The organism is Rappaport israeli (assembly GCF_001888055.1).
Classification (GTDB): Bacteria; Pseudomonadota; Gammaproteobacteria; order Cardiobacteriales; family Cardiobacteriaceae; genus Rappaport; species Rappaport israeli.
The window spans coordinates 45320-57760 of record NZ_LXHZ01000018.1 but is presented as its reverse complement, the minus strand read 5'-3'; the positions used below and the strand labels follow the sequence as shown (position 1 = coordinate 57760).

General features: G+C 47.4%; 11 protein-coding genes. 4 read left to right on the top strand and 7 right to left on the bottom strand.

The window, feature by feature from the left end:
• Positions 1–46: 46 nt before the first annotated feature.
• Positions 47–619, bottom strand: coding sequence for a pseudouridine synthase (locus tag A5N84_RS04635; protein WP_072281441.1), 573 nt, complete (start codon positions 617–619; stop codon positions 47–49).
• Positions 620–791: 172 nt separating this feature from the next.
• On the opposite strand from A5N84_RS04635, the gene rmuC (A5N84_RS12630) reads away from it, so the two are divergent.
• The 4 genes from rmuC (A5N84_RS12630) (at position 792) to nth (ending at position 3315) form a co-directional block, all read left to right on the top strand.
• Positions 792–1442: a DNA recombination protein RmuC gene (gene rmuC / locus A5N84_RS12630; RefSeq protein WP_143324828.1), complete on the top strand. Its 651-nt coding sequence runs from the start codon at positions 792–794 to the stop codon at positions 1440–1442.
• A complete protein-coding gene (gene rmuC, locus A5N84_RS12625) occupies positions 1406–1972 on the top strand; it encodes a DNA recombination protein RmuC (RefSeq protein WP_143324827.1) in 567 nt (188 codons plus the stop codon). The genes rmuC (A5N84_RS12630) and rmuC (A5N84_RS12625) overlap by 37 nt, the downstream gene beginning before the upstream one ends.
• 136 nt (positions 1973–2108) lie before the next feature.
• Positions 2109–2609 (top strand): thiol peroxidase, encoded by a 501-nt coding sequence (tpx, locus tag A5N84_RS04625; RefSeq protein WP_072281440.1) that lies wholly within the window; start codon positions 2109–2111, stop codon positions 2607–2609.
• A 76-nt stretch (positions 2610–2685) separates the two neighbouring features.
• Positions 2686–3315 (top strand): endonuclease III, encoded by a 630-nt coding sequence (gene nth / locus A5N84_RS04620; RefSeq protein ID WP_072281439.1) that lies wholly within the window; start codon positions 2686–2688, stop codon positions 3313–3315.
• 365 nt (positions 3316–3680) lie between these two features.
• Here nth and recD read toward each other — a convergent pair whose 3' ends face one another.
• The 6 genes from recD to A5N84_RS12605 all read right to left on the bottom strand — a co-directional run bounded on the left by recD (position 3681) and on the right by A5N84_RS12605 (position 12400).
• The gene (gene recD, locus A5N84_RS04615; RefSeq protein ID WP_072281438.1) at positions 3681–5348 is read right to left on the bottom strand and encodes an exodeoxyribonuclease V subunit alpha; all 1668 of its coding nucleotides are present in this window, start codon (positions 5346–5348) and stop codon (positions 3681–3683) included.
• Complete coding sequence (locus tag A5N84_RS04610) at positions 5345–8992, bottom strand: UvrD-helicase domain-containing protein (protein ID WP_072281437.1); 3648 nt, start codon at positions 8990–8992, stop codon at positions 5345–5347. The genes recD and A5N84_RS04610 overlap by 4 nt, the downstream gene beginning before the upstream one ends.
• Entirely contained in the window at positions 8985–9611 is a 627-nt protein-coding gene (locus tag A5N84_RS12620; protein WP_158008645.1) for a hypothetical protein, read from the bottom strand. Before A5N84_RS12620 ends, A5N84_RS04610 begins: the two co-directional genes overlap by 8 nt.
• Entirely contained in the window at positions 9583–10110 is a 528-nt protein-coding gene (locus A5N84_RS12615; RefSeq protein WP_072281435.1) for a hypothetical protein, read from the bottom strand. The genes A5N84_RS12620 and A5N84_RS12615 overlap by 29 nt, the downstream gene beginning before the upstream one ends.
• On the bottom strand, positions 10095–11291 hold the full coding sequence (locus A5N84_RS12610; protein WP_072281434.1) for an exodeoxyribonuclease V subunit gamma: 1197 nt from the start codon (positions 11289–11291) through the stop codon (positions 10095–10097). The genes A5N84_RS12615 and A5N84_RS12610 overlap by 16 nt, the downstream gene beginning before the upstream one ends.
• A gap of 62 nt (positions 11292–11353) precedes the next feature.
• The gene (locus tag A5N84_RS12605) at positions 11354–12400 is read right to left on the bottom strand and encodes an exodeoxyribonuclease V subunit gamma (RefSeq protein WP_072281433.1); all 1047 of its coding nucleotides are present in this window, start codon (positions 12398–12400) and stop codon (positions 11354–11356) included.
• Between the last annotated feature and the right edge of the window lie 41 nt (positions 12401–12441).

Sequence of the window (12441 nt, the reverse complement as noted above, 5' to 3'; positions counted from 1 at the left end):
ATAAAAAACATAAAAGCAGCATTTTATAACAACTTGCAGACGATGCCTAAGCCAACACCCGAAATTCTCCCAGCGCCAAATCTTTTAGCGCCCAATGCCCAATGCGCACCCGCACCAAGCGCAACGTTGGAAACCCCACTGCTGCCGTCATCCGTCGCACCTGACGATTGCGCCCCTCCGTAATCACCACCTCCAGCCAAGTCGTTGGCACAGACAAACGAAACCGCACAGGTGGAACCCTCTCCCACAAATTCGGCGCATCAAGTAAACGCACTTTTGCAGGTCGCGTTTGCCCATCTTTTAGCCTCACCCCATCGCGCAACCAAGCCAACGCCCTCTCATCGGGTATCCCCTCTACTTGCACCCAATAATATTTTTCTAATTTAAATCTTGGTTCGGCAATCCTTGCTTGCAAGCGCCCATCATCGGTAAGCAATAACAAGCCCTCACTATCGCGGTCCAAGCGCCCTGCTGGATACACCCCAGCCACATCAATAAAATCCTTTAGCGTTTCTCGCCCCTGAGCATCGCTAAACTGCGATAACACCCCATAAGGCTTATTAAACATAATCAACTTCTTTCCATCAGAAGGTCGCCAAATTTCAGCGCCATTTGCCATAAAACCACCTCAAAAACAAAACTCAATCTTAGCCCAAGTGTAAAAAGTTTTATAGCGCCCAATCCCAAAAAACGCAGATACATATAGGAATTCTTCTACTTGCACGCATTAGCATTAACAACCCCCACTAAAATCCCTACAATAGCCCCCACATTCACATCTAAAACCCATCATGCACACGCTTAACTTCACACATCTCCTACTAATTTTAAATAGCCTTTTTCTGATTGCCCTACTGCTAAAACGTCCGCAAAGCCCAAAAACCCTTGAAACTCAACTCCAACAAAATCACAGCCAACACCTCACCCACCTCCAACAACTCGCCCACCACCAACAGCAACAACTCCATCAACTACGCGAACACACCCAAACCGCCCTGCACACCCAACAAACTCATCTCAACACCCAAATCCGCAACGAACTCAGCCTACAACTCAACCACCAACGCCAACATTTAAGCCATGAACTCAAGCATCTTACCAGCACCACCGAAACCCACCTCCAACACATCAGCGCCCAAGTTGAACAACGCCTTAATCAAGGATTTCACAACACTCAAAGCATTTTTCAAGATGTCATCAGTCGCCTAAGTCGTATCGATGAAGCGCAAAAACGCATTCACCAACTCAGTAGCGACGTTACCTCCCTGCACGATCTTCTAAGCGACAAACGCAGTCGCGGCGCTTTTGGTGAAATCCAGCTTAAAAACCTCATCGACAACGTCCTCCCACCACAAAATATCCGCTACCAAGCCACCCTTTCCAACGGCAAACGCCTGATTGCCTTATTCTCCTACCTCAACCCAGCGGTAACATCGCCATAGACGCCAAATTCCCACTAGAAAGCTACCGCGCACTTCATCAAGACAACCAAACGCCCAGCCAAAAACAACATCACCGCCGCCAACTTCATCAAGACGTTAAAAAACACATCAAAGACATTGCCGAAAAATACATTCTCCCGCCCGAAACCGCCAACGGCGCGATTCTCTTTATTCCAGCCGAAGCCATTTTTGCCGAACTTCATGCCCACCACGCTGAACTCATCGAACAAGCCTACCAGCTAGGCGTTTGGCTCACCTCGCCTGCAACCCTAATGGCAGTACTCACCACCGCCAAAAGCGTTATTAAAGATGACGCCACGCGCCAACAAGCTCACCAACTGCGCCAACAGCTTTATCATCTCAATCATGATTTTCAAAAATTCCAACAAAAAATGGACGCGCTCGCCCGCCACATCGACCAAGCCAATAAAGACGTCGCGGACGTACAGCATTCTGCGCAAAAAATCACCACCCGCTTCCAACACATTGAAAACACCCCCAGCGACTTCCACCCTTCTAATAATGACTAAGCGGTAAGCACCAAAAAGCAAAAACTCACTACACTGTGCTATCTTCAAAACAATTTAAAGCGATAAAACGCAAAAACCTAATCCACAGCACCTTAGCAAACATATTTTTATCAACAGACTATTTAAGGAGTCATCAATGAGTAACGTTACCTTCAAAGGCAACCCTGTAACCCTAAACGGCACATTCCCACAAACAGGACAAAGCGCGCCAGAATTTACTTTAACCACCACCGAATTAAGCGATAAAAGCCTAAGCGACTATTCCACCCAACGCAAAATTCTTAATATATTCCCAAGCGTTGATACAGGCGTTTGCGCCAAGTCGGTGCGTGAATTTAATGAAAAAGCGGCAAAACTTGAAAATGCGGTGGTTTTATGTATCTCTGCAGACCTTCCTTTTGCGCAAAGTCGCTTTTGTGGCGCTGAAGGCATTGACAATGTAGAGATGCTTTCTTGCTTTAAAACCCCAGAATTTAAAACCCAATACGGCGTAGCGATTAGCGACGGCCCAATTGCAGGGTTATGCGCCCGTGCGGTTTTAGTCTTAGATGGTGATAACCGCATTCTTCATAGTGAGCTTGTTAGCGAAATTGGACAAGAGCCTAACTATCAAGCCGCCCTTGATGCGCTAAATTAACTGTAAAACTTTAAGACAGCAAAGCGCGACTTATTCTTTGTAAGTTGCGCTTTTTTAAACCCCATTTAAATCAACCGTGAAAAAAGCCGATATCCGCACTTTCTTTTCTCGCCTACAAGAGAATAACCCCAATCCCACCACCGAACTCCACTATCAAAGCACTTTTGAACTGCTTATTGCGGTTATGCTTTCCGCGCAAGCCACAGACCAAAGCGTTAACAAAGCCACCGCCAAACTCTTTCCTATTGCCAATACGCCTCAAGCGCTTTATGACCTTGGACTGGATAGACTAAAAACCTACATTAAAACTATCGGACTCTATAACAGCAAAGCCGAAAATATTCTCAAAACCTGCCGTATTCTATTAGATGAACACCAAGGACAAGTCCCTGATACACGCCAAGCGCTTGAAGCGCTCGCAGGGGTGGGGCGTAAAACCGCCAATGTTGTTCTTAATACCGCATTTAATCAACCTACCATCGCGGTTGATACCCATATTTTTAGAGTAAGCAACCGCACAGGACTCGCTACAGGCAAAACCGTTCGTGCGGTTGAAGACAAGCTCGAAAAAGTTATTCCCAAAGAATACCGCCATAATGCGCACCACTGGTTAATCCTTCATGGGCGTTATACTTGCATCGCACGCAAACCCCACTGCACCAGCTGTCTTGTGAGCGACCTTTGCGCCAATCCTCAAGAACTCTGATGCTGTATAGTCGGAGAAGTGAAAAAGTAGTACAAGGCGGCGAGCCGTAGACAGTACAAGAGCGTACGGCAAGGCGAGCCAACGCTGTAATACTTTTTCAATTCTTTGACTATATTGCCATGAGGCTTAGCTGGCGAAATGGTTATGATGGATAATTTTTGCTCGCCATAGCTCATTTAACGGCTTTAAATAGCATTAGATAATCAGAAAACGCTGATAGCACGCTAAACTCAAGCATTGGCAACAAACGCTTAAAAAAGCTCAATCCTCAATCCTCAATCCTCAATCCTCAATCCTCAATCCTCAATCCTCCAATCTCCAGTCCGCTATCCCTTTTGGTTTGGGCATTAAGGATTTTGATGCTCTTAGCGTTTGATAAGGGTTTGCAATTGTTGCGCTAATCCTGTTTGGCGTTGGGTGGGGGTGTTTAGCGCATGGATAAGCTGGCTGTCGTCGCTATAAAGGCTGAGGCTTTCTTTGGCGCGGGTGATGGCGGTGTAGAGGAGTTCGCGACTGATGAGGCGTTGCTGGGCTGTATCTAGGCAGATGGCAATATGGGTAAATTCTGAGCCTTGTGATTTATGAATGCTGAGCGCATAGGCATCGCTGAGGTGTTTGTTGTTGAGGTAGCTGGCGGCGATGGGGGTGCTGTGGTTGGGAAAATAGAGATTGGCTTCGCCGTGGGCGTTGATAAGGCACAATCCAATATCGCCATTATAAAGATTGAGTTGTGGGGTGTTGGTTTGGATGAGAATGGGTTGCCCATGATAATAAGGGATATTGGTAGATTGTGGCTGTTTGAGAGATTGTTGGTGATAATGGCGCATTTGTTGATTGATGGTGTGGGTGCCAAGGACGCCTGCATGCCCTGCACAGAGAATGCGATAATGGTCAAATTGTGCAAAGAGAGGCTGGATTTGGTCGTTATTGGGGGCGGTTGGCGTTTGATTGAGCGCGTTTAAATAGGGTTGATAAGGGTGAAAAAGTTGTTGGTAAAGGGATTGGATTTGGCTGATGTTGTGGGTTTTGGGGCGATGGTGGCTGTTGTGTTGCGCTAGAAGGTTAAGCAGAATCTGGGGTTGGTTGTTTAAGGTGGCGTCTGCCAGTTGTCCGATGAGGCTGTGTTTGTCAAAGCGGGTGCTTTGCGTGAGGGTGGCGATAAAGGGGTTTAGTTGGGGGGTTTGGCTAAGGTCATGCAGGATTGCGCCTGCCTCAACAGCAGCCAGTTGGTGCGCATCGCCTAGGAGGATAAGGGTGGTTTTGGGCGCCAGCGCGTTGAGCAGTTGTTGGGTGAGTTCTAAGGAGAGCATGGAGGCTTCGTCGATAATGAGCAGGTCAAGGTCAAGGGGGTTTTGCGCGTGGTAGCGTGGGCTTTTGTGTGTACGAATGCCAAGAAGGCGGTGAAGGGTTTGCGCAGGCGGAAGTTGTTCGGTAAGCGTTTGAGGGAGATTTTGCGTAAGAGTTTGCGTCATGCGGTTGGCGGCTTTTCCTGTGGGGGCGCTTAGTTGTAGGCGAGCTTGAGGATGTTGGTTGAGATAGGCCTGCACGATGCGTGCAACGGTGTAGGTTTTGCCTGTACCAGGCCCACCATTGATGAGGGTAAGCGGTTGGGTAAGCGCTTTTAGAACGGCTTGTTTTTGTTGGGGGTTGAGTGTGTTGAGGTAGGGTTTTATTTCTTCTTGATTAAGAGGTTGGGAGTGATGAGTTAAACGATGATAAAGCCATTGCGCTACTTGATGCTCACTTGCCCAAAGGCGATAAAGCCAGCTACAGCGTTCACCAAGGACGATGGGAGCCACTTCGCCTGCTTTGGCTTGTTCTTCGCTGATGGTGAGGCTTGGATATTGTGCGAGATTGGCGTGTAAGTCCTGAGAATGATGTAGGAGGGTGTGTCCTTGTTCGCGCTGTTCTAAAAGTGCGGCAAGATGGGCGCTAAAGGCTGTTTGTGCGCTATCGCTTAGGGCGTATTGTGTGGCAATGTAATCTCCAAGTGGATTACTGGCGGTTGGTGTGGGGGATTGGGCTGAACTCATAAGGCGCGCTCGCTAAAAAATTGGTCGATTTGAAGGATAAGACTAAGGGGAAGGTTGCAATCTAGTTGTGCGGTTTGAGGGTGTTCTGGGTGCATGCCACGGATAAATGCATAAACAACACTGCCTAGGTGGGTTTGAGGGTGGTAGTTGGGCAGGCGTTGTTGTAAAAAGCGGTGAAGGGCAACTTGGTAGATGGCAGCTTGAAGCCAGTATTGATGATGGTTCATGGTGGCTATGAGATGTTGGCGCTGGTAGTCTCTCCAATGATTACCTAGATGATTGCTTTTATAATCAATGATGTAATAGCGTTGCTCATGGCGGTAGACAAGGTCTATTTCTCCGCGGATAAATCGCAAGAAGCTGTGATTTTGACTGAGGCTAAGCGGGAGTTTGTAGTCGTTAAAAAGGGTGTTCAGTGTGTTGAGATTAAGGGGTTGGCGGTCTTCTAGGGCAAGGGAAAAGGGCATTTCATTGAGGCGGTCGCTTGCAGGCAGTTGCGCAAGGGTGGTTTGGCTTACGGCAAGCGGAGTTTGGCAAATGCCTTGGAGCCAGTGGTGCATTTGTTGGAGAAAATTGGGGATTTGTTGGGCGTCGCTGGGAAGGCGTTGATATTTATGCGCTAGGCGCTCGATGATGGGGGGATAATTTTGGAGATTAACGGGCTGGCGCTCAAGTAATTCATGCAGAAAGCTGCCTGTTTGCGCGCCTTTGGCAAGATTAAAGCGCCAATAATCGGGGTGTTCTTGGGTGTGAATGACGGTTGAATCTAAAGGGAGTTGAGGTTCTTGTTGGGCATCGGGTTGATAGACGAGTAGGCTATGCGCTTTGTCGCCGTAATAGCGCAATAAGGCGCTAAAACTGGTTTTACCCCAGCCTTTGTAGTCGGTTTTCTCCGCTGGCGGTTTGGCAATTGCAGGGGGGTCTGTTTGGCTTTTAGGGGCGAGATTATGGGGAGTTTGACTGGTGAGGTAGGGGGTGAGTTGGTCACTGGCAAGCATTTGGCTGTGAGCGCCAGTGGTATTAAATTGGGGATACAGCGCTAGAGCTTTTCCGCTTTTCTCTGGCAAGCCAACAAATAGGAGGTCTTCAGCGCGAGTGAGCCCAACATAAAACAGGCGTTTTTTTTCATCTAATTGGGTTTGTTTGGCTTGTTCTTCTTCGCTCTCTAGGCGACTAAAGGAGAGATACAGTTGGTTGTTGCAATCATGATAGCGGTAGGACATTTGTGGTTTGTTCTTGTCTTTTCCTATGCTGGAGACGATAACAATGGGAGCTTGCAATCCTTTTGCGCCATGTAGAGTGAGCAGTTTAACAGCATCTTGTGCGGGCAAGGGATGGGATTGTGCCCATTCATTTTGCGGGAGAAGATGCAGTTGTTGTTGCCACCATTGATTGAGTTTGTAGGCGCTTAGATGGCGTGATTGTTCGCTGATAATTTGTAGGCAGTGGCGCAAATCTAGAAGATAGCGATGGTTATCAGGGTTTGGGTAGCTGGCGATGCGTTGCCATAGGGTTTGTTTGCTCAAGTCTTTGGCTGTTAAAAGGGTTTGTAAAGCGCGTAGTGCACCTGATTGTTGCAAAATCTCGCTTGCCTGAATGAACTGTTGGCGCATATGGGTAATGCTGTGGTCAGCTTGTTCGCTTAAGGGCGCGTTGTCTAAAGGCAGAGGATAGCGCCAGAGTTTGCCTGTAAGCAGGCGAATGAGTTTGCCACGGTCAAAGGGGTCTAAAAGTAAATCCAGCATATACCCGACTTCTTGCGCGGTGCTGTGATTAAAAAGGCTGTCGTTATTGCTTAATACGGCATGGATGCCGTGCTCAAGTAGCTGTTGTTTAAGTTGTGCGAGGTATTTGCGCTGAGGCATGAGTACCATAATATCTTGGTAGGCGATGCGGTAGGCTTTGCCCTCAATTAGGCGGTGATAACGGCTTGTTGGTGCGGTTAGTGCTTGAATGATTTCAACGATGTGGTTGATTTCGTTGTCCCTATCGGTTTGATACCAAATCAGTGGTTGGCTTAAAGACGTCCCAGAAACGGTGATGCTTTTGTTGCGCTCGCCTGCGCTTTGCATGCTCTGATAGTAGATATTTTCCCCAAGTGTGCGCGCTTGGGGGGCATAGGATTGATTAAGCGCTTCTACTAATACAGGACTGGAGCGACGGTTTTCTTGTAGGGTTTTGATAGTGTCGCTGGGAAATTGTGCTTTTAAGCGGTTGTAGTTGGCTACATCCCCCCCACGAAAGCCATAAATGGCTTGTTTAGGGTCGCCCACTAGAAGAATAAAATGACGATGAGAGGTGGTTTCGTCTAAATAAAGTTTTTCTATTAGGCTGGCTTGTTCGTGGTTTAAATCTTGTGATTCATCTACAAGCAAAACGGGATATCGATGCGCAATGTGGCGGGCAAATTGTTTACCATTTTCGCTTTCTAGGATGCGGTTTAGGCGTTCAAGTTGTAGGCTGAAGGTGCTTTCACCCCGCGCTTCTAGTGCGGGTTCGAGTTTCTCTCGTAGGGTTAAGGCGAGTTTTTCGCTGATGAGGTTTTGATAGTAGTGTTTGTGTTGCTTGAGCGTTTCGTCTATCTGGGCGTATTGGCGCAGGGCTTGAATAAGCGGGAGGGAGTTGTAGCGTTGAGCGTGGGGTTCGCTGTTTTTTTTAAATCCTTTACTAGAATCTGAAATCGCAATAAGCAGGCTTTCTTGTTCTAAATTGAGGGGTTGCTTGTGGGTGAGCGCGCAAACAAGGCTTTTAAGATGGTTGGCTTTTTTTTTCAGGTTGGTGCTGGCGTTGAGGGTATTTTGTAGTTCCTGAGAATTAAAATAGGCTATATCGTCGTCGATGGTCTGTTTCTTTAGCTTTTTCAGCGCTTGTAGAGGGTCAGGCAGGGGTTGGCTGGGGTCAAGGATGGGGGTTAAGGGTTTGATGGGGGCGCGTCCGAAATTTTGCAGACTTTTTAGGGTGTTAACATAGTCATCAAGACGCAGAGGATTTTCAAGTAGGCTTTGTTCGGTGAGGGGGTTGGTGTGGGCATAATCATATTGTAGACGGCGCAACTGATGATGGAGAATTTGCGGGATGAGGTCGCTGTCTTCGTTAATATTGGTTTGGGCGTTGAGTCCTGTTTCGATTGAAAATTCACGCAACCATTTCTGGCAGAGGCTATCTAGTGTGCCGACAAAAATTTGGCTTAAATCCGCTAAGGCTAATTCACTTAGGCGGTAGGCGCGAATCAAGCCATCTAGTCCTGAATCGTGGATAAGATTATGCAGGAGATGTTGATTAACGCTATCTTGAAGATAGTGTTGATTGTTTTGATGGCTAAGATGTTGATGGATGCGCTCTAGCAGTTGGGGGTCGTCTTCTAAAAAATGAGGGTTTTGTTGTTGTGTGATAAATAGTTCGATGAGCAATTGGCGGAAGTCTTGCAGGCGCTCTTGGATGCGTTGGCGCATTTCGGCTGCCGCAGCGCGGGTGAAGGTGGTGGCGATAATTTCTTTTGCAGGATATTTTTTTTCAATGAGTAAGCGCAGGATGATGCCTGTGAGAGTCCATGTTTTGCCTGTGCCAGCGGAGGCTTCGATGAGAGCACGTCCTTGCAAAGGAAGTTGACTGGCAACGCTGGTTTGGATTTTAGAGTTAGTCATAGGCGCGCTCGGTGTGTTCTAAGATGGGGAGGATGAGTTTAGGCGTGTAATACTCAACTTGTTGGGCGATATGCTTTATTAGGAGGTTTTGCGGGTGATGATTAAAAAGATGTTGCCAAATATGGCGCGCATCAAGGCTGTAAATCTGGCTGTAGTCGTTGGGATATAGCCAATCATTGCAAAGGGTATGGAGTTTTTTCTCGCGCTCAGCGGTGTTTTTTTGGATGATTTCAGCATATTTAAATTGTAGTTCGATGGGGGCGAGCCATAGTTGTTGGGGGAGGTTTTGCCAAATGTTGAGCCATGCGCTGAGGTGGTGATGCGCTTGTTGTGCGTCTAAGGGGATGAAGGTGAGGCGTTGGTCGTAAAACTCAATGATTGTAGGCGCTGGGGGGTTGGTGGTGCGTTTGATTTGCCAAAGAAGATGTTCCAGCCAAGCTTTGAGCATGTGTTTATCACGCGCTTTGCTGGGATGTAGCGTAGCCATGGGTGGTTGTGCTCTGGGCTGGGTAAGGAGGTAATGAATGTAGCGCCTGTTGTCGCAATGCTTGTCGATTGGGTGGGGGTGAGTTGGGCGCTTTGTGTGCTTGTTAAGAGATGCTGAAGTTGTTGTTGATATTGTTGGTGTTGTTGCTTAAACCAAAGTGTTCCATATGCCCTGCTGGGAGTATGGGAAGACTTCGAAGGGTTTGGCTATCGGCTAAGCGGTTTTGATGGGTGTTTGCGATAAAGTAGTCCCAAAGTTGATAGCGGTTGAGTCCGTCACTTGAGAGGGGCTCAAGGGCTTGGGTGAGGTTTGCTTGATCTAAAAAGTTAAGCTGATGGGCTTGCGCGTAGAGGGTGGCTGGGTGGGTTAGTTGGTAGTGAAATTGCGTCAGCGCTAAGGTGTCATTGTGTTCTACTTTTCTGGGGTCTGTGGAGGGGTTGGTGAGGCTAATGAGTGGCGTTGGGCTTTTGGCTGGGTGTTGTAGGGCTTGGTGGATGTTATACCAAAGAGGCGCTTGCTGGCTGAGTGAATCAGCGTCAAAAGGATTTTGGCTGTGTTGGATAATGAAGGTTTTAATGGCTTGTTCTGGATTTTTACAATCGGCTGCTAGGTAGTCTAGGAGCTCTTGCAAAACGGTGCTGGGAAGCTGGGGGGTGGGGGGTCTGTTGGGGTGAGGTGGTTATAAAAAAACCAGCAGGCTTCTTTGGCATTTAATAGGCAATCTAAAAAGGCACCATAATCGTCGTCTTCTTTGAGTTGGTCGCCGCTTTGGCGTTGGTCGAGTTGGGTGAGGTCGTAGCGGTTGTCTTGGGTGTTGTTGGGAAAGTCGTCCAAATTGGCATTTAAAAAGACGATGAGTTTATAAGGGAGATGGCGTAAGGCGCTGAGGCGTCCAATGGTGATAACGCCTGAGGGTTCGGAGCTGACTTGGTTGTCGGCGAGTTTATCGCTTAGGTAGGTTAGAAAAAATTCAAGCGGTAAGGCGGTGCTTTGTTGGCTCAGTAGGGTATTTTGTGCGTGAAGCTGGTAGCGTAGGTCGTTCAGGCTGTGTTTAACAGCTAGCCATGCAGGTTGCTCAGACAGTGGGCTGTAGGTTTGGGTGAGTAAGGTTTCTATGCCGTTGAGCCAATCATCAGCGCTGTGGGAGTGTTGTTGCCAATGGTAGAGGTGTTCGATGGTTTGCGCAATTTGCGCGAGCGCTTGAATAATGGGGAGGTCGTCTAGGCTTAAATCAGGCATGGGCGCAATATCAGGATGGGCGGTGTTGGGTATGAGTAGTCCCGTCCAAAGGCGATTTAAAGCATAGCTATAGGTAAAACGAACATCTTTATCGTCGGGGTTTAGGGTTTGTTGTATATGGGCTGCATTAAAACCACGGTGATAACCTGCTTGTTGAAGGAGTTGGGCGGCGCGTTGCTGTTGTTCACTGGTTAGATGATAGGCATGTGCATTTTCTTCAAGCAATAGCCAGTCTATAACATCAGGGGCATAAAAACCGCTGTGTATTAGCGTGAGATGCCCTGTGAGTGCGCGCCATAGTTTTTGTGTATCGGCTTTGGTGAGTCCTGTGAGGCGCGCTGGGAGTATGTAGCCGTCGTAGTGTCCATCAGGTGGGAAAACGGCTTCGATGGTGCCTTGTAAATCGCCAATCTCAGGAAGAACAATAAGGATATCAGAGAGCTGGCGAGTGGGGTCGGCATTTAGCCATTGAATCAGCTCTCCACGTAAGACTTCAAGCTGGCGCAATAATCCATAGCAGGCATGAACACGTAGGCTATCGTCCTGTTTTTGCGTGGAATCTTCAATGAGCATTTTAAAATAACTACGACTTGGGGTGGTGTCATCTAGGTTGTGGAGGTCTTGTTGTAAATAGGTTAAAAGATTATGCCTGCCCTGCTGTGGTCAAGCTCTTCTTGAATGAGTTTTGAGGGTGGGATTTGTTGACTGAGTTGGGTTAAGAGTTTGGCTTGGTCGCGCGCTTGTTTGCCAAAGCGTGAAACGAGATGTTGCCCTGCATCAAAATGTTGTTGTTCGGTTTTTTGGGGGTTTTGGATTTGATAGCGTTGTAGCCATTTGGCATCAACTATATCATCGATATAATCTAAAGTGGGGGTGTGATGATAGAGGGTGGTTTCTATACATTCAGAAAGTTGCGCTAAAAATTGTAGGCTTTCTGGGGTGAGCGCATGAAGGATGAAAACAATCAGTTTTTTAGGTAATTGGGTATGTGTTTGTGGATGTGTTTGTAGTTGATGCCAAAATTGCGCTAGGCGTTGTTGGCGTGCTTGATAAGGTGAATCTAATATCTGTTGCCAAAGATAGCGCTGTGCATCCTGTAGCTGATGATAATGTTGTTTTAGCCATTGTGGCATTTGCCCTGCATATTCTTTTTGCGCAATGAGTTTTTCAATATCAAGCGACTGATTGTTATGCCAAGTCTCTAACCACTGCGGACGCAAGGCAATATAGCGCATAAAAATTCGGGCAAATTGCTCACTAAAAGTCCATAACCGCATGGCGTAACTTTTATTGTGTGTGAGTTGTATTTTGCCTTCAAATAAAACGCTTAAAAGCGGTTGGAGAGGATGAGTTGAATCACAAACAATGGCGGGTGTATGACTATAGAGCCAAGCGAAAAGTTGCCAATGCACACCCGACATTGAAAGAGGCGGTTTTGGATTAAAACTGTGCTTTTGGGTGATTTGTTCTATCCACTGCCATTGCAATTCACCTAGAAAATGCCTTGGCGCTTGTGCGCAAATGCCATTTTTTTTGGCAAGATAATTCTCTAGCCAATCGCCAAGTGCAAGGGAGCGTACAACGATTGGAGTGCTACTAAAAGGGTCTGACTGATAATTGATGTGCTTGGCTAAATCATCTGCCAGCGCTTGAATATCTTGACTTCTAACAATGCGCAACATGGTTATCCTTTGATTTGCAAGTTCAAGCGCTGTCTGATAAT